The organism is Ideonella lacteola (genome assembly GCF_038066555.1).
Classification (GTDB): domain Bacteria; phylum Pseudomonadota; class Gammaproteobacteria; order Burkholderiales; family Burkholderiaceae_C; genus Ideonella; species Ideonella lacteola.
Window position 1 is genome coordinate 290,623 of record NZ_JBBUTG010000005.1, and the last position, 17,454, is coordinate 308,076.

The window sequence follows — 17,454 nt, forward strand, 5'->3', positions numbered from 1 at the left end:
CGGCATGGCCTGGTCGTGACAGTCGGTTACGAGTGCAGGGGCTGGCGGCCCTGGTCGGGTCACGAATCCTCAGGACAATTTGTGACCGACCGGAGGCGCATCAGCTGCCGGCGACAACCAGCTTCCTGAGGGGAACTCATGGGCCACTACTTCGCCCGCGGCTTGCAGGCCGCGGCGCTGAGCTTTGCTTTGCTCGGCTCGGCAGGCGCCAAGGCGCCGAACATCGTTTTCATCCTGACGGACGACCTGGACGCCGCCGCCGCCGCGTTCATGCCGGTGGTGAAATCGGAAATCACCAACCAGGGTCTGAACTTCCGACAGCACCATGTGAGCCTGTCGCTGTGCTGCCCCTCGCGCACATCCACGCTGCGCGGCCAGTTCTCGCACAACACCGGCATCTTCAAGAACGAGCTGCCGGACGGCGGCTTCGGCACCTTCCATCAGAAGGGCGAGGAGTCATCCACCTTCGCCACCTGGCTGCAGGATTCGGGCTACCGCACAGCCATGTTCGGCAAGTACCTGAACGGCTATCCGGACGGCGGCCCCTCGACCACCTACATCCCGCCCGGCTGGACGGAGTGGATGAGCCCGGTGGCCGGCACGCCGTACAAGGGGTTCAACTACACGATGAACCACAACGGCACGCTGGTGAACTACGGCAAGGCCGAATCCGACTACCTGACCGACGTCATCTCGCGCACCGCGCAAGATTTCATCCGGCGCTCGGTCGACCAGTTCCCGGATCAGCCTTTCCTCGTCTACCTGGCACCTTACGCGCCGCACGCGCCGGCCACCCCGGCGCCGCGCCATGAAAACGAGTTCCGCAACCTCAAGGTGCCCCGCGGCCCCTCGTTCAATGAAGCCGACGTGAGCGACAAGCCTTCCTGGGTGCGTGCGCAGTCGCTGCTGACCGACACCCAGATCAAGGACATGGACAAGCTCTACCGCAACCGCCGCCGCTCCCTGCTGGCCGTCGACGAGATGGTGCAGAGCCTGATGGACACGCTGCGCGCCAAGGGCCAGTTGGACAACACCTACGTCATCTTCACCTCCGACAACGGCTACCACCAGGGTCAGCATCGCCTGGAGTCCGGCAAGATGACGGCGTTCGAGGAAGACCTGCTGATCCCGATGTCCATCCGCGGCCCGGGCGTGCCTGCCGGCCGCACCGTCGATCACATCACCGGCAACGTCGACTACGCCAGCACCTTTGCTGAACTCGCGGGTGTGCCGACGCCCAGCTTCGTCGACGGGCGCTCACTCGTGCCCTTCCTGAAGGGCCAGACACCGCCGGTCTGGCGCGCCGCGCTGCTGCTCGAGAACAAGGATGGCGTTTCTCCCACGCTGCGCAACGCGGAAAGCCCGCTGGAGCCCTCTGACCCCTTCGATGCCCGCATCGCCCCGACCGGCGAGGGCCCCGGCATCGACGGCTTCATGGGGCTGCGCATCAACGACGGCAGCACCTACATCGAGTACACGACCGGCGAGTACGAGCTGTACAACAACAATTCGGACGCAGCCCAGCTGCGCAACGGCTACAAGAGCGCCTCGCCTTTCGCCAAGGAGCGCCTGGCCGCCTGGCTGGCGGCGCTGAAGACCAAGGCCGGCGCCGAGTTGCGCGCCGCCGAAGTGCAGGCACCCTGATCCGGCGCACCGGCGCCTCTGGCGCCGCCGCGATGCGAGCCCTCATGTCCACATGAGGGTTCCGGGCGTTACAAACGTAACGACTCGACTGTAGCGGCGCCCTCCCTGCCTGGAGAAGATGCGCAGCGCGCCGCCGGCCGGCGGCGCGCTCGCAACCTCAACGCCAGGGAATCGACAATGGGTCATCTGCTTCGCCGCGTGCTCGCCACCGCGGCCCTGGGTCTGGCTTTCGCGGCACCTGCCGGCGCCAAGGCACCCAACATCGTCTTCATCCTCACGGACGACCTGGACTCTGCCGCCGCGGCGCAGATGCCTCTCGTCAAGTCGCTGATTGCCGATCGCGGCACCGCGTTCCGCCACCACTACGTCAGCCTCTCGCTGTGCTGCCCATCGCGCACCACCGGGCTGCGCGGGCAGTTCGCGCACAACACGACGATCTTCAAGAACGGCCCGCCCGACGGCGGCTTTGAAGGCGTCTACGCCCAAGGGCTCGAGCAATCGACCTACGCCACCTGGTTGCAGGATGCGGGCTACCGCACCGCCCTGTTCGGCAAATACCTCAACAACTACCCGGACACCGCCCCCTCGAACAAGTACATCCCGCCAGGCTGGCATGAATGGATGAGCCCAGTCGCCGGCACGCCGTACAAGGGGTTCAAGTACACGATGAACCACAACGGCAACCTGGAGGAATACGGCAAGGCTGAAAGCGACTACCTCACCGATGTGATCTCGCGCGAAGCGGCCGATTTCATCCGCCGCTCGACCGACCAGTTCGCCGACAAGCCCTTCCTGGTCTACCTGGCACCGTTCGCCCCGCACGCGCCGGCCACCCCGGCCCCGCGCCACGAAAACGAGTTCAACGACGCCAAGGCCCCGCGGGTGCCCAGCTTCAACGAAGCCGATGTGCGCGACAAGCCGAACTGGGTCCGCTCTTTGCCCCTGCTCAGTGATGCCGCCATCAAGGACATCGACAAGCTCTACCGCAACAGGCGGCGGTCGCTGCTGGCGGTGGACGAGATGGTGCAGAACATCATCACCACGCTGCAATCGGTCGGTCAGTTGGACAACACCTACGTCATCTTCACCTCCGACAACGGCTACCACCAGGGCCAGCACCGGCTCGACTCGGGCAAGATGACCGCCTACGAGGAAGACGTGCTGATCCCGATGTGGATCCGCGGGCCCGGCGTGCCGGTCGGACGCACCATCGACTACATCACCGCCAACGTCGACTACGCCCCCACCTTCGCCGAAATCGCCGGCGTGCAGCCGCCCAGCTTCGTCGACGGGCGCTCGTTGATGCCCTTCCTGCGCGGCCTGACACCCCCCAGCTGGCGCGCGGCCTTGCTGCTGGAAAACAAGTCCGGCGCCATCCCGCCGCTGCGCACCGACGAAGGGCCGCAGGAGCCGTCTGACCCGATGGAGCGGGCCCTGGCGCGCGTGGCGGGCAGCGGTATCGGCATTGATGGCTTCACCGGTTTGCGCGTGAACGACGGCACCACCTATGTCGAATACGTGACCGGCGAGTTCGAGCTGTACAACAACCTGGTTGATCCGTTCCAGGCCACCAACAGCTACAACACCACGCCACCTCCGGTGCGCAGCAAACTGGCACGCTGGATCGCCTCGCTGAAGAACGCCAGCGGCGCCGCCTTGCGACAAGCGGAGCTGGCAGCGCCCAACTGAGGCCGGCGCAACAGCGCCGACCCGCCCCACCCCACCATCGCGGAGGCCCCATGACCCAGCCATCGATCGGACTGCCACACCATCCGACAACGTGGCTGCGGCGTGGATGGCGGTGGGCTGCCATCGCCGTGCTGAGCCTGCATGTGGCGTGTGGTGGTGGCGGCGGCGGGGGTGGCGGCTCGCCGCCCCCGCCGCAGCGCTCTCCGAACGTGGTGTTCATCCTGACCGATGACCAGAGCATGCCCACGCTGGCGCAAATGCCGTGGGTGAAGTCGCTGCTCACCGACAGCGGCACCTCGTTCGAGCGCCACTATGTGAGCCTGTCGTTGTGCTGTCCATCGCGCATCAGCGGGCTGCGCGGCCAGTACGCGCACAACACCACCATCTACCGCAACGGCGCACCGGACGGCGGCTTCGAAGCCGTCTACCAGCTGGGGCTCGAAGACTCGACGGTCGCCACCTGGCTGCAAGCGGCCGGCTACCGAACGGCCCTGTTCGGCAAGTACCTCAACGGCTACCCCGACGCCGCGCCCTCGGCCAACTACATTCCTCCGGGCTGGACAGAGTTCGTCAGCCCCAACGATGGCCTGCCCTACCGTGGCTTCAACTACTCGTTGAACGACAACGGCCGCACCGTGGTGCATGGTGAAGCCGACGCCGACTACCTCACCGACGTTCTATCGGCCAAGGTGATCGATTTCATTCGCCGTTCGGCGTCGGAGCATCCCGATCAGCCCTTCTTCGCCTACGTCGCACCCTACGCACCCCACGCGCCCGCCACACCGGCACCGCGACATGAGAACCTGTTCAACGACGCCATCGTGCCGCGCACGGGTTCGTTCAACGAGGCGGATGTCAGCGACAAACCGGCCTGGGTGCGCGCCCTCCCCCTGCTCGACGCGGCCCAGATCGACCAGATGGACAAGATCTATCGCAACCGCCTGCGCTCGCTGCAAGCCGTCGACGAGATGGTGCGCGACATCGTGCAGGCGCTGCAGGCGCAAGGCCAACTGGAGCACACCTACATCTTCTTCGCGTCGGACAACGGTCACCACCAAGGCCAGCATCGCATGGACTCCGGGAAGATGACGGCCTACGAAGAGGACATCCGGGTGCCACTCATCGTGAGGGGCCCCGGCGTCCCGCGCGGTGGTGCGGTGTCGCTCATCACCGCCAATGTCGACTATGCACCGACGCTCGCCGCCATCGCCGGCACCAGCGCGCCGGCATTCGTGGACGGCCGATCCCTGCTGCCCTTGCTGCAGGGCCAGACCCCCTCACCCTGGCGACAGGTGCTGCTGCTGGAACACAAGCTCGACAACGCAGCCGATCAGGCCCTCATCGCACAAGCGGCCGCTCGCGGCACGCTGGAGCCACCCGACCCCTTCGACCTCACGCTCGGCACCGGGCCGCAGATCGCCAGCTTCACCGGGCTGCGCACCGCCAGTGGCCTCACCTACGTCGAGTACGACACGGCGGAGCACGAGCTGTACGACAACGGCGCCGATCCGTACCAGCTGACCAACACCTTCAGCACCGCAGCCACCGACCTGAAAACCCGCCTCGCGGCGTTGACCACCACGTTGCGCACCGCCCAGGGCGCTGGTCTGCGGGCTGCTGAAGAGACGGCCCCATGACCCGGCCGGCATCATGGCCGCGCAGCAGTTGCGCGGCCGCTCACCCCTGCGAATCGTCGTAGTTGGCGAGCGCCCGACACACTCCCATACTGCTTCGCTCCCCCTCATGCGCTCACGCCGATGGGCGCTACAAACACAGGAGAGCGACATGTCACTCGAAGGTCTCGGTTCGTACGGTTTCCATCCCCAGGCCCTGCCGGCGCACCTGCAGGAGCCACCGGTTCCCCAGCCTTCTGCGACCGCCACACCGGCCTCACCGCAGGTACCCACCACGCCCGCGCCCAACCCCAAAGACGTCGAGGCGGCGGCCGACCGGGTGATGAATGCGGGCGAACGCGCGTTGATCAAGGACAACTACGAGCAGCGAATGGACAAGTTCGCCGAGGAGATGGCCAAAGGCGACAGCGCCTTCCGGGCCGCGCTGCTCGACAAGATCCTGCAGAAGGACCCCGACGCATTCGGCTCTTGGCTGCACGCCGACCGCATGAACTGGATGGTCAACGACAAGGACATCTCGGCCGATGAGCGCGCCGCCGTCAACGACGGCATGTTGACCGCCCTCAACAGCGACTGCGCCATGCGCGGCGGCAAGCTCGATGCCGAGTACATCCGGCAGACCCAGGATCCGAAGCTGATCGCAGCCTACATCCAGGCACAGAACCTGGACGACCGAGATGGCTTCAACCGGGCGTTGAAAGCCTTCAGCGGCCTGCAGCCGCAAGACATCGGCAGCTTCGCCAACGGCCCTCAGACGCAGGGCACGATGCAGAACTTCAGCATGGCCGTGCAACGGCACCAGGACTGGTACGAGAACCAGACGATGGACCTCCCCAACCCCCGGAACTGGGTGGACCCCGAGGCCGAAGCACCCGTGCAGTTCTCGAAGGAGCAACTGACGGCGATGCGCGATGCGTTCGAATCCAAGGATGGCATGGTCACCAACGGCGAGTTGCTGCTGGCGTATCCAGACCGCCTTGAACGCAACGAAAAGGTGACCGACACCTACCACGACATGTCGCTCGACATGGAAAAGATCGTGGGCGACGACAACGCCAGCTGGCTGAATTTCGGCCAGTACGCCTCCGACGAAGTCGGCCGCAACATCGACGGCACGATCGGCATCAAGATGGGCGAGCTGGGTCTGGGCGATCCGAAGTACCACCTGAGCGTGGGCAACACCCGCCTGGGCTCCGACATTGCACCGGCCTTCCGCCAGTTCATCGACACCTTCAAGGACGGCAAGAACCGCGACATGACGTTCGACGAGTTCTGGAAGGGCCTGGAGGACAAATGGGGCGGTCGCGGCATCTCGTACCTCGATGGCCACAACGACCCCCAGATGGACATGAAGAACGCCTTCAAGGCCTACTACGAGTCGATGAAGCTCGAAGACAAGCAGAAGACCACCAACGATCCCGCGCAAATCCTCGATCTGAAGGAGCAGCGCGCCAGCCTGATGCTCTACGGCAACCTGCTGGTGGGCATGCAGGAACAGAAGCTGATCCAGGGCGATGTGGAGAACGGCATGAAAGTCTTGCCGCAGATCGGTGGCGGCATCGTGGACCCCTGGGGCCTGGGCGGCTTCGGCCTGAACCTCGACCTGCCGCACAAGAAGATCGATCTCGACCAGAACGTCGGCACCACGCCCAACCGCGTCAACTTCGGCCAGAACGACATGTTCACGACCGTGCAGGGCGACAAGATCAACTTGGGCGAAGCGATACGTGCCCGCTTGAATGGTCTCGACAAGGACCCGGTCGACGAATACGACAACGCCAACAGCGATGCGGCCCACTGGGAGAGCTACAGCGATCGCATGGGAACGATCTACCACATCTTCTCGAACGAGCAGCGCAACCCCGACCTGCAGATCGACCCGCGCGAAGCCTTCGGCAGCCGGGCCACGGCGCTGAACAACGATCCGTCGTACGACGTGAGCTGACAGCCCAAGACAAAAGGGGCGCCACCCAGGGCGCCCCATGGCTGCATTCGAAGCCGCCGCCTCCGCGGCGGTCGTGCCACTTGGCCTACTTGCCGTCGCTGCCCAGTTCCACCGCGAATGACAGCGCGAGCTTGGCGAACTTCAACGCGTGGTTGGCGTTGTTGCCCGACTTGCTGATGGTGTCGTTGGCGGTGTGCATGTAGGGGTTGGTGTCGTCGTACAGCGCCTCCGCGGGGATCGACGCGGCATAGCCCTGGTTCGTCCACGAAGCGTGGTCCGAGCAGGCGTAGCCGCAGCGGTCTTCGGTCAGCTTCAGCGTCGGCTGGTAGGTGGCGACGAGGTCCTTGATGAACTGGTTCTGCGCGGCGCTCGAGTAGTCGGTCATCAAGGTGATGTCGCTGTTGGACGTGCCTTTGTAGTTGGCCATGTCCAGCTGCATCACGCCGATCACCTTCTTGCCCTTGGCCTTGTAGTCGGCAGCGATCGCGGCCGATCCCTTCAGGCCCACCTCTTCAGCGGCGTAGGCCATGAACTGGATGGTGCGCTTGGGCTTGTAGCCGCTGGACAGCAGCACGCGCATCGCCTCTTGCAGCGAGGCGATGCCCGAGGCGTCATCATCCCCACCCGGCGCGATGCTGTTCTCGTTGGTCCAACCGATCGTCGAGTCCAGATGGCCGCCAACGACGATGATCTTGTTGGGGTTCGTCGTGCCCTTGATCTCCAGGATCACCGACTTTTGCGGCCAGCTCGGATGATCGAACTGTTTCACCGTCACATCGGTGCGGTTGCCGGCAAGCGCCTTCCACTTCTGCAGCAGCTGGTCGCTGGCGGCGATGCCGCCCGTGGTCGTGTAGTAGCGGTTCTTGTAGTCGGTCGACAGGCTCACGATGGTCGAGCGGATGTTGCTCTCCTGCACCTGCGGCAGCAGCGAGTTCACCTCGGTCTGGTCGTCAATCGCGTAACTGACGCCCAGGGTGGTCTCAGGCTGCGCAGCGCGGCCGAGCCGGGCGATGGTCTGGCGGCCCTCGGCGCGGCTCGCATGCACGATGAAGCCGCCGCAGCGGTTCAGGCGCTCGTGGATGTCTTGCGACAGTCGGGGCAGCGCCTCTTCGTCCACCTGCATCAGGTAGACCGACTCCTGGCGGGGGCCCACACGGCCATCAGCCTGCGGTGCGCGGACGGTCACCGACAGGGGCTCCACCTGCTCCAACGAGGCGCCGGCGCGGCGCAACAGGCGGTAGGCGTCTTCACCCATCGAGGCCCACACCATCGGGCCCGCATGGGCAGAAGCGGCGAAACAGCTTGCCAGGGTGGTGGCCACCCAGGCAGCACGGCGTGATGTCATTGATGTCTCCTTGTCACTGTCCAATCAGTCAATAGGGCTTTTGGCCCCACCACGGTCGGGGGCCCGTGAAAGGGCCCTGCGACCTTACCGGGTCTCGGCCTGTTCGTGCGATGTCGGCCCGTGTCCAAAGGTTTTCGGTCGCACGCCACGGCTCTGGCTGCTGGATGCACGGAAGGCGCCGAACTCTGTGGCTCGTGAAAAGCGCGCCAAGAAAAAGGCACCGGGGTTGCCGGTGCCGAAGATTCAAGCCCTGGCGCCGCGCGCGCCAGGGCCCGGGGCCTCACGCCCTTTACTTGCCGTCGCTGCCCAGCTCCACCAGGTAGGCCAGCGCCAGCTTCGAGAACTTCAACGCATGGTTGGCGTTGTTGCCCGACTTGGCCAGCGTGTCGTTGCTGGTGTGGATCAGCTTGTTGTCGTTGGCCAGCGGCGCTTCGAAGGGGAACGAAGCGACATAGCCCTTGTTGGTCCACGAAGCGTGGTCCGAGCAGGCGTAGCCGCAGCGGTCTTCGTTGACCTTCAGCGTGGGCAGGTAGTGGGCAGCCAGGTCCTTCACGAACTTGTTCTGGGCCGAGTTGGTGTAGTCGGTGATCATCGTGATGTCACTCGACGAGCCCTGGTAGTTCGTCATGTCGAGCTGCAGCACGCCGACGACCTTCTTGCCCTTGTTCTTGTAGTCGGTGGCGATGCCCTGCGAACCCCGCAGGCCCACTTCTTCGGCCGCATAGGCCATGAACTGCAGCGTGCGCTTGGGCTTGTAGCCGCTGGACAGCAGCACCCGCATCGCTTCTTGCAGCGAGGCCACGCCCGACGCATCGTCGTCGGCGCCCGGGGCGATGCTGTTCTCGTTGGTTCCGCTCAGCAGGATGGAATCGAGGTGACCACCGATGACCACGATCTTGCCGGGGTTGGTGGTGCCCTTGATCTCGAGGATCACCGACTTCTGCGGCCAGCTCGGGTGGGTGAACTGGGACACCGTCACGTCGGTGCGCGAACCCGCCAGGGCGCGCCAGCTGGCGGCCAGCTGATCGCTCGCTGACACACCGCCCGAGGTGGTGTAGTAACGGTTCTTGTAGCCGGTCGACAGCTGCTCGATCGTCGCGCGGATGTTGCTCTCTTGAATCTGCGACAGCAGCGGGGTCACTTCGGCGTCGTTGTCGATCGCGTAGCTGATCAACGGCTTCACGCCCCGCTGAGCGGCCTCACGGAAGCCCTGAACAGCTTGGCGGCCCTCGGCGCGGGTCGCGTGCACCATGAAGCCGGCGCAATTGCCCAGCTTTTCGTGCACATCTCGCGAGAGTTGCGGCAGCGCGTCTTCGTCCACCTGCATCAGGTAAACGGTTTCGTCGCGGCGGCCCACCCGGCCATCGGCCTGGGGAGCCCGGATCGACACCGAGAACGGCTCGACCTGCTGCAGATCGGCGCCAGCGCGGCGCAGGAAGCGGTAGGCGTCTTCACCCATCGAGGCCCAGACCATCGGTCCGGCGTGGGCGGAAGCCATGAAACAGGTGGCCAGCGTGCTGGTCAACAGGGCGGCGCGGTGTAGTTTCTTCATGATGTCTCCTTGTCACTGGAAATCAGTCAAAGGGGCCGGATTGCCCTGCGGTCGGGGGCCCGCATCAGGCTCGGCGACAATACTGGGTTTGCTGCCGCTGGGTATCCCCAAGGCGCTGGCCTTTATCTTTTTTGACTCTCTCAATCCCTGTCGAGCATGAGTGCCTTCAATGAAGAGCGCGTGTTGAGCGTGCACCACTGGACTGACCGCCTGTTCAGCTTCACCACCACCCGTGACAGCTCGTTGCGCTTTTCGAACGGCCACTTCACGATGATTGGCCTGCGCGTCGAGGGCAAACCGCTGCTGCGGGCCTATTCGATCGTCAGCGCGAACTACGAAGAGCACCTCGAATTCCTGAGCATCAAGGTGCCCGATGGCCCGCTGACCTCGCGCCTGCAGCACATCCAGCCGGGCGACAGCATCATCGTCGGCCGCAAGCCGACGGGCACCCTGCTGATCGACTACCTCACCCCCGGCAAGCGGCTGTACCTGCTGTCCACCGGCACCGGCATGGCGCCCTTCTTGAGCATCGTGCGCGACCCCGAGACCTACGAGAAGTTCGAGCAGGTCATCCTGGTGCACGGTGTGCGCGAAGTGAACGAGCTCGCCTACCACGACTACCTCACCCGCGACCTGCCAGCGCACGAGTTCCTCGGCGAAATGGTCACGCGCCAGCTGCTGTACTACCCCACCGTCACCCGTGAGGCCTACAAGCACCAGGGTCGCGTCACCACGGTGATCGAAAACGGCCAACTGGCCCACGACCTGCGCTTGCCGGCGCTCAATGCCGCCGAAGACCGCGTGATGATCTGCGGCAGCCCCGCGATGCTGCGTGACCTGAAGGTGATGATGGAAGCCCGCGGCCTGAAGGAGGGCAACACCTCCACCCCGGGCGACTATGTGATCGAGCGGGCCTTCGTCGACCAGTGACGCGACAGTGACGCGCCGATGGCGGTGCCTTGCGAGGCACCGCCGTGGGGCAGGCTGCATGCCCGTTCCGGGCAACTTTACAAACGGGACGCGAGGGGCTTGCATCGGCCCGGCAACATGAAGTTACGCACTGGCTGACAAGGGCCGTGCGTCACGAATGCGCCGACCGTCTACACGCCTCTCTTCCCCCTTCCGCCCCTCGGGTCTTGACAGCCACCCCGGCCTGACAGCCCCCCGCAGCCCCGCTGCCTTCCGGGGCCGCTCTTCACCGCACTCCCGGGCCGATTCGCCAGCCCCGGCCACAGCCCTCACGCGCCGCGCCGCGGTGCTGCTCAGCCCCCTGCTGCTGGCCGCCTGCGCGACCGCGCTGCAACCGCCCGAGGTGGCTCCAGCCGTCAACGCGAACGCCCTCGCCCACTGGGCACATGCCGAGCCCCTGGCCGCCAGCACAGGCCCCGATGCCAGCGCATTGGCCCACTGGTGGCAACAGTTCGACGACCCCTCGCTCGAATCGTTGGTGCGCCAGGCACTGGCGGCCAACCTCGACATGAAAATCGCCCAGGCCAATCTGCGTGCCGCCCAGGCGGCGCGCGCGGCCACCGAATCCGGCTTCTCGCCGGTCGTCGGCACCTCGGGCAGCGCCACCCGCAACACGACCCGGCAGACCGGCAACAACACCTACCGCCTGAGCCTCAACGCCAGTTGGGAGCCCGATCTGGCAGGCACCCAGCGTGCCGCGTTGACGGCGTCGCAAGCCGACGAGCAGGCGGCCCAGGCGGATGTGGCGGCCACCCAGGTGAGCCTCTCGGGCGAACTGGCGCTGGCCTACCTGCAGTGGCGCAATGCGCAGGCGCGCGAGAGCATCACCCGTGAGAGCCTCGCCAGCCTTGAGCAGACGAGGCAGTTGGCGCAGTGGAAGGCGCAGGCCGGCCTGGCCAGCGGCCTTGACGTGGATCAATCGCGCCTGGCCGTCGAGCAGACCCGCGCCAGCCTGATCGCGCTCACCGATGAGATAACCAGCTATGAGCACACCATGGCTCTGCTGCTTGGCCTGTCGCCCGCGCAATGGAAGAGCCAGTGGCAGCCGCCACTCTCCGCCGGGGCCGGCCGGGTGCCGCAGGCCACTGCCGCCCTGCAGCGGCTGGCGATCGGCCTGCCCGCTGACCTGCTGCGCCGCCGACCCGACCTGCAGGCCGCCGAGGCCCAGGTGCGCGGCGCCTGGGCCCGCACCGAGCAGACCCGGCGCGCCGGCTTCCCGGGCCTCAGCCTCACCGGCTCTCTGGGCCTGCAGGCGCTGACGGTGGGCGGGCTGTCGTCCGCCGGTGCGGGCCTGGCCACCTTGGCCGCGGCGGTCGACTGGACACTCTTCGACGCCGGCGCCAGGCAAGCCCAGGTGGCGCAGCAGCAGGCGCTGCTCGATGCCAGCCGCAGCAGCTACGACGCGGCCGTGCTTTCCGCCGTGAAAGATGTGGAAGACAGCCTCGCCACGCTGCAAAGCGGCCGGGCGCGCGCCGACGCCCTGCAGCAGGCGGCCGACGCCGCCGGGGCCACGCTGGCCGGCACCCAGGCCCAGCACCAAGCGGGCCTGACCGATTTCGCCACCCTGCTGGAAGCGCAGCGCAATGAGCTGAGTGCGCGGCTGGCGCTGCAGTCCGGCGCCACCGATGTCTCGTTGCAGCTGGTGCGCCTCTACAAGGCGCTGGGCGGCGGCTGGCAAGCCACCGACACGCCCCGCGCCGCCGCCTCGTCCTGATTCCTCCCGTTTTCTGCCGTCCTCGGCTGTTTTCCCATGTCTGAAGCCCCCTCCTCCTCTCCAGACGATCGCCAGGCGCCTGACTGGCTGCTCGGCGACACCCGCCCGCGATGGAAGCGCCGCTCCACCTGGGTGGCCGTGGGCCTGGCCGCCTCGCTGGTGGCCGGTGGCCTGGCGTGGCAGCGTGCGCAGCAGCGCCAGGCTGCACCGCACTACGTCACCGAGCCCGTCACCCGTGGCGACGTCTCGCTGCAGGTCACCGCCAACGGCACCTTGCAGCCCACACGCTCGGTCAACATCGGCAGCGAACTCTCAGGCACCGTGAGCGAGGTGCTCGTCGACGTCAACGACCGGGTCAAGAAGGGCCAGGTGCTGGTGCGGCTGGACACGGCCAAATTCGCCGACCAAGTCGCCAAGTCCGAAGCCGCCCTGCGCAGCGCCCGGGCCTCTGTCGCCCAGGCGGTGGCCACCGCCCAGCAGGCCAAGGCCGCCCTCGGGCGGCTGGAAGAGGTGCAGCGCCTGTCCGGCGGGAAGCTGCCGGCCGCCACCGAGCTCGACAACGCCCGCGCCACCTTGGCCCAGGCCGAGGCCACCGAGGCGAGCGCCCGGGCCAACGTGGCCCAGGCCGAAGCCACGCTGCGCACCGACCGCACCAACCTGGAGAAGGCCTCGATCCGCGCGCCGATCGATGGCGTCGTCCTCACCCGCAGCGTCGACCCGGGCAACGCGGTGGCCGCCTCGCTGCAGGCCGTGACGCTGTTCACCATGGCCGAAGATCTCACGCAGATGAAGCTGTCGGTCAATGTGGACGAGGCCGACGTGGGCCAGGTGAAGGAGGGCCAGACGGCCCAGTTCAGCGTCAGCGCGTGGCCCGGCCGGCGCTATCCGGCCAAGATCAGCCGCGTGGCCTATGGCTCGACCACCACCGACAACGTGGTCACCTACACCACCCAACTGCTGGTCGAGAACCCCGATCTCACATTGCGGCCCGGCATGACGGCCACCGCCACCATCGCCGCCACCGAACGGCCGCAAGTGCTGCGGGTGCCGAACACGGCGTTCTCGTTCAGCCCGGCCGCCCCGGGGGGCGCCGACAACGCAGCCAAGGGCGGCGCGGCCGCGCCCGGCGGCGGGGGCTCAGGCGGGGGCAGCATCGTCTCGCAACTCATGCCTCGCCCGCCCGGCCTGCAGCAGCGGCGCGCTCGCCCCGCCGGTGGTGCGGGAGGTGGTACCGAGCACGCCGCCGGCCGCGAACGCCAGATCTGGACACTGCAGGACGGCGTGCCCAAGGCCGTGACGGTGACGGCCGGCCTGTCGAACGGCAAACTCACTGAAGTCTCCGGCCCCGACGTGCGCGAGGGCATGGCGGTGATCATCGACCAGCAGCAAGGCGGCGCACGATGAGTGGTGAGGCACCGCCGCTGATCCGCCTGCGGGGCGTGACCAAGACCTACGGCCAGGGCGCCGTGGCCTTCCAGGCGCTCAAGGGGGTCGATCTCGACGTGGAGCGCGGCGAGTTCGTCGCCGTCATGGGCCCGAGCGGTTCGGGCAAGTCCACGGTGATGAACCTGCTGGGCTGCCTGGACACGCCCACCAGCGGCCAGTTCCAGTTCGACGGCATCGCCATCGAGCGCCTGGGGCGCGACCCACGGGCTCGCCTGCGGCGCCGGCACCTCGGCTTCGTCTTCCAGGGCTTCAACCTGCTGGCGCGCACCACTGCGCTGGAAAACGTCGAGCTGCCTCTGCTGTACCGGGGCGAGCCGGCCGCCCAGCGCCACGCGGCCGCGCGCGCTGCCCTGGCCGAGGTGGGGCTGGCAGGGTGGGAGACGCACACGCCGGCAGAGCTCTCTGGCGGCCAGCAGCAGCGCGTGGCCATCGCGCGCGCGATCGTGACCCGGCCGACCGTGCTGCTCGCCGATGAGCCGACCGGCAACCTCGACACCGCCCGCAGCGTCGAGATCATGGAGCTGCTCGACCGCCTGAACCGGGAGCAGGGCATCACCGTGCTGATGGTGACCCACGAGCCCGACATGGCGGCGCATGCGCGTCGCATCGTCTATTTCCGCGATGGCCGCATCGAGCGCGACGAGGCCACCGCGCCCGTCGCCGAAGGGGTGGCGTGATGTGGGGCAACACCTTGCTGCTGGCGCTGCGCGAAATCCGCCGCAACCTGCTACGCTCGTTCCTCACGGTGCTGGGCATCGTCATCGGCGTGGCGGCCGTGATCACCATGGTCACGCTCGGCAATGGCGCCACGCAGGCGGTGCGCGACCAGATCAGCAGCCTGGGCAGCAACCTGCTGATGGTGCGGCTCGGGCAACGCCTGGGCCCCGGCATGGGCGGTGCCGGCGCGCCGGCCTTCAAAGAGAGCGACATCGACGCCATCCGCTCGCAGATCGGCGGGCTGAAGGCGGTGGCGCCGGAAGTGCGCTCGGGCGTCACCGTGGTGGGCAATGGCAAGAACTGGGCGACCACCGTCACGGGCAGCACGAACGACTACTTCACCACCAGCAACTGGACGATCGCCAGCGGCCGCCACTTCAGCGATGAAGAAGAGGCCAGCGGCGCGGCGGTGTGCGTGATCGGTGCCACGGTGCGGCGCGAGCTGTTTGGCGCCTCGTCGGACCCGCTGGGTGAGCAGGTGCGCATCAAATCGTTCTCGTGCGAGGTGATCGGCACGCTGGGCGCCAAGGGCCAGGCGGCCATGGGCATGGACCAGGACGACACCATCATCGTCCCCTTGCGCACCGCGCAGCGCCGGGTCAGCGGCACGACGCGCATCAACACCATCCTCGTGTCGATGCGCGATGGTGCCGACGCCAGCCGCATCACCAACGCGCTGACGAACCTGCTGCGCGAGCGGCGCAAGCTCGCAGAAGACGCCGACGACAACTTCAACGTGCTGGACACGGCCCAGATTGCCCAGACGCTGTCGGGCACCACGCAGTTGATGACCTCGCTGCTGGGCGCGGTGGCCGCGGTAAGCCTGCTGGTGGGCGGCATCGGCATCATGAACATCATGCTGGTCAGCGTGACCGAACGCACCCGCGAGATCGGCGTGCGCCTGGCCATTGGGGCGCTCGAACGCGAGGTGCTGATGCAGTTCCTGATCGAGGCGGTGGTGCTCTCGTCGCTGGGCGGGCTGGCCGGCGTGGTGCTGGCCACCTTGGCCTCGGTGTCACTGGCCGCGCTGATGCAGATGCCCTATCTGTTCAACCCGGGCATCAACCTGCTGGCCTTCGTGTTCTCGGCCGCCATTGGCGTGGTGTTCGGCTACTTCCCGGCCCGCCGCGCCGCCCGGCTGGACCCGATCGAGGCGCTGCGGCACGAGTAAGCGGGCCGAGGAGGGGCTTTCGCGTAGAGTGCCGCGGTCGCCACACCGCGTGTCCGTCTCGCTGCCGCCATGAAACGACTGCCCCTGCTGCCCTCCCTTCCTGCGGCCCTGCTGATCAGCGCCTCGATGCTGATAGGCTGCGCCTCCACCCCCGAGCCCAAGCCCCACACCGCCGGCCGCGGCGTCACCGTGCTGGTGACGCCGTTCATGATCCCCGTGCTGAACCGGCAGCGCAATGTGCGGCTCTACCTGCCGCCCAGCTACGGCACGAGCGACAAGCGCTACCCCGTCATCTACATGCACGACGGGCAAAACCTGTTCGACGAGGCCACCTCGTATGCCGGCGAATGGGGGGTGGACGAGACCCTCAACGAGATGGCCGCCCAGCGGGGCCTGGAGGTGATCGTGGTCGGGGTGGACAACGGTGGCGAGCACCGCCGTCGCGAGCTGAACCCGTTCGACAACCCCACCTATGGCGCGGGTGAGGGCGAGGCCTACCTGAGCTTCATCGTCGACAAGCTCAAGCCCCTCATCGACCGCCAGTACCGCACGCTCACCGGCCCGCAAGACACCGCCATCATCGGCAGCTCGATGGGCGGCCTGATCTCTGACTACGCGATCCACCGCTACCCGCAGGTCTTCAGCCGCGCTGGCGTGCTGTCGCCGGCCTATGCCACGGCCGACCCCGGCATCTACAATTTCGCGGCCCGCCAGCCGCTTGCAGCCGGCACGCGCGTGTATTTCTCGATGGGCGGCAAAGAAGACGAGCAGGCCGTGCCGAACGTGCAGCGCATGCACGCGCTGGCCGCCGCCCAGCGCCCCGAGCCAGGCGCAGTCACCTTGCACATCGTGCCCGAAGCGCAACACAACGAGGCGGCCTGGCGTGCCGAGCTGCCGAAGGTGCTCGAGTTCCTGTTCGCGCCCTTGCCCCCCGCCGCATCGGCCTCGCAGCCCGCTCGCACCACGCCGTGAGCCCCGCCGGCCTGCCCGTGCTCTGGGCCGATGAGCAACTCATCGCCGTCGACAAGCCCGCGGGCATGCTCTCGGTGCCCGGCCGAGGGCCCGAGCGGGCCGACTGCGCCGCCAGCCGGGTGCAGGCCGTGTGGCCCGATGCCCTCATCGTCCACCGGCTGGACATGGGCACCTCGGGCGTGCTGGTCTTCGGCCGCGGCCCCGAGGCGCAGCGCCGCCTCAGCGCCGCCTTCGCCGAACGCCGGGTGGACAAGCGCTACCTGGCCATCGTGGCCGGCGTCCCCACCGCCCACACCGGCACGGTGGAACTGCCGCTGATCTGCGACTGGCCCAACCGGCCCCGGCAGATGGTCGATTTCGAACGCGGCAAGCCCTCCACCACCCACTGGCGGGTGCTGCAACCCGCGGCCGACGGCGCCACCGCCCGGCTCGAACTCATCCCCTTCACGGGCCGCTCGCATCAACTGCGCGTGCACATGCAGGCCATCGGGCATCCGATCGTCGGCGACGAGCTCTACGCCCCGGCCGAGGTGCTGGCGATGTCCCCTCGCTTGCTGCTGCATGCCGAGTGCCTGACACTGCCTCATCCGGCGGGCGAAAGCGCCCTCACACTGCGCGCACCCTGCCCGTTCTGACCCACCTTCCGCCGTCACCGG

General features: G+C 67.3%; 13 protein-coding genes. 11 read left to right on the top strand and 2 right to left on the bottom strand.

The annotated features are described in order from the left end of the window. Positions 1 to 138 precede the first annotated feature (138 nt). The 4 genes from AACH06_RS11365 to AACH06_RS11380 all read left to right on the top strand — a co-directional run bounded on the left by AACH06_RS11365 (position 139) and on the right by AACH06_RS11380 (position 6,912). Entirely contained in the window at positions 139 to 1,644 is a 1,506-nt protein-coding gene (locus AACH06_RS11365; RefSeq protein ID WP_341425793.1) for a sulfatase family protein, read from the top strand. A 177-nt stretch (positions 1,645 to 1,821) separates the two neighbouring features. After that, positions 1,822 to 3,333 (top strand): sulfatase family protein, encoded by a 1,512-nt coding sequence (locus tag AACH06_RS11370; RefSeq protein ID WP_341425794.1) that lies wholly within the window; start codon positions 1,822 to 1,824, stop codon positions 3,331 to 3,333. Positions 3,334 to 3,383: 50 nt separating this feature from the next. Further along, positions 3,384 to 4,970 carry a sulfatase family protein gene (locus AACH06_RS11375; protein WP_341425795.1) on the top strand — a complete coding sequence of 529 codons (1,587 nt, stop codon included), beginning with the start codon at positions 3,384 to 3,386 and terminating at the stop codon, positions 4,968 to 4,970. A gap of 148 nt (positions 4,971 to 5,118) precedes the next feature. Next, positions 5,119 to 6,912 (top strand): hypothetical protein, encoded by a 1,794-nt coding sequence (locus tag AACH06_RS11380; protein ID WP_341425796.1) that lies wholly within the window; start codon positions 5,119 to 5,121, stop codon positions 6,910 to 6,912. Positions 6,913 to 6,997: 85 nt separating this feature from the next. Here the strand turns inward: AACH06_RS11380 and AACH06_RS11385 are convergent, their stop codons facing one another. Continuing rightward, a complete protein-coding gene (locus tag AACH06_RS11385) occupies positions 6,998 to 8,257 on the bottom strand; it encodes a M20/M25/M40 family metallo-hydrolase (RefSeq protein WP_341425797.1) in 1,260 nt (419 codons plus the stop codon). Between the two features lie 289 nt (positions 8,258 to 8,546). Then, a complete protein-coding gene (locus tag AACH06_RS11390; protein WP_341425798.1) occupies positions 8,547 to 9,809 on the bottom strand; it encodes a M20/M25/M40 family metallo-hydrolase in 1,263 nt (420 codons plus the stop codon). A 156-nt stretch (positions 9,810 to 9,965) separates the two neighbouring features. Here AACH06_RS11390 and AACH06_RS11395 point away from each other — a divergent pair, with 156 nt between their 5' ends. The 7 genes from AACH06_RS11395 to AACH06_RS11425 all read left to right on the top strand — a co-directional run bounded on the left by AACH06_RS11395 (position 9,966) and on the right by AACH06_RS11425 (position 17,433). Continuing rightward, positions 9,966 to 10,739, top strand: coding sequence for a ferredoxin--NADP reductase (locus AACH06_RS11395; RefSeq protein ID WP_341425799.1), 774 nt, complete (start codon positions 9,966 to 9,968; stop codon positions 10,737 to 10,739). Between the two features lie 325 nt (positions 10,740 to 11,064). Next, positions 11,065 to 12,492, top strand: a complete 1,428-nt coding sequence (locus AACH06_RS11400; RefSeq protein ID WP_341425801.1) for an efflux transporter outer membrane subunit — start codon at positions 11,065 to 11,067, stop codon at positions 12,490 to 12,492. Positions 12,493 to 12,528: 36 nt separating this feature from the next. Then, positions 12,529 to 13,896 carry an efflux RND transporter periplasmic adaptor subunit gene (locus tag AACH06_RS11405; protein WP_341425802.1) on the top strand — a complete coding sequence of 456 codons (1,368 nt, stop codon included), beginning with the start codon at positions 12,529 to 12,531 and terminating at the stop codon, positions 13,894 to 13,896. Then, positions 13,893 to 14,615 (top strand): ABC transporter ATP-binding protein, encoded by a 723-nt coding sequence (locus tag AACH06_RS11410; RefSeq protein ID WP_341425803.1) that lies wholly within the window; start codon positions 13,893 to 13,895, stop codon positions 14,613 to 14,615. Before AACH06_RS11405 ends, AACH06_RS11410 begins: the two co-directional genes overlap by 4 nt. Further along, a complete protein-coding gene (locus AACH06_RS11415) occupies positions 14,615 to 15,826 on the top strand; it encodes an ABC transporter permease (protein WP_341425804.1) in 1,212 nt (403 codons plus the stop codon). Before AACH06_RS11410 ends, AACH06_RS11415 begins: the two co-directional genes overlap by 1 nt. Before the next feature lie 69 nt (positions 15,827 to 15,895). Continuing rightward, positions 15,896 to 16,798, top strand: a complete 903-nt coding sequence (locus AACH06_RS11420) for an alpha/beta hydrolase (protein ID WP_341425805.1) — start codon at positions 15,896 to 15,898, stop codon at positions 16,796 to 16,798. Further along, a complete protein-coding gene (locus tag AACH06_RS11425) occupies positions 16,795 to 17,433 on the top strand; it encodes a pseudouridine synthase (RefSeq protein ID WP_341425806.1) in 639 nt (212 codons plus the stop codon). Before AACH06_RS11420 ends, AACH06_RS11425 begins: the two co-directional genes overlap by 4 nt. Positions 17,434 to 17,454: the final 21 nt, after the last annotated feature.

Excerpts from the sequence above, each read along its gene's own strand:
- AACH06_RS11365 (WP_341425793.1), top strand. The coding sequence starts at position 139 with ATGGGCCACTACTTCGCCCGCGGCTTGCAGGCCGCGGCGCTGAGCTTT.
- AACH06_RS11370 (WP_341425794.1), top strand. The coding sequence starts at position 1,822 with ATGGGTCATCTGCTTCGCCGCGTGCTCGCCACCGCGGCCCTGGGTCTG.
- AACH06_RS11375 (WP_341425795.1), top strand. The coding sequence starts at position 3,384 with ATGACCCAGCCATCGATCGGACTGCCACACCATCCGACAACGTGGCTG.
- AACH06_RS11380 (WP_341425796.1), top strand. The coding sequence starts at position 5,119 with ATGTCACTCGAAGGTCTCGGTTCGTACGGTTTCCATCCCCAGGCCCTG.
- AACH06_RS11385 (WP_341425797.1), bottom strand. The coding sequence starts at position 8,257 with ATGACATCACGCCGTGCTGCCTGGGTGGCCACCACCCTGGCAAGCTGT.
- AACH06_RS11390 (WP_341425798.1), bottom strand. The coding sequence starts at position 9,809 with ATGAAGAAACTACACCGCGCCGCCCTGTTGACCAGCACGCTGGCCACC.
- AACH06_RS11395 (WP_341425799.1), top strand. The coding sequence starts at position 9,966 with ATGAGTGCCTTCAATGAAGAGCGCGTGTTGAGCGTGCACCACTGGACT.
- AACH06_RS11405 (WP_341425802.1), top strand. The coding sequence starts at position 12,529 with ATGTCTGAAGCCCCCTCCTCCTCTCCAGACGATCGCCAGGCGCCTGAC.
- AACH06_RS11410 (WP_341425803.1), top strand. The coding sequence starts at position 13,893 with ATGAGTGGTGAGGCACCGCCGCTGATCCGCCTGCGGGGCGTGACCAAG.
- AACH06_RS11415 (WP_341425804.1), top strand. The coding sequence starts at position 14,615 with ATGTGGGGCAACACCTTGCTGCTGGCGCTGCGCGAAATCCGCCGCAAC.
- AACH06_RS11420 (WP_341425805.1), top strand. The coding sequence starts at position 15,896 with ATGAAACGACTGCCCCTGCTGCCCTCCCTTCCTGCGGCCCTGCTGATC.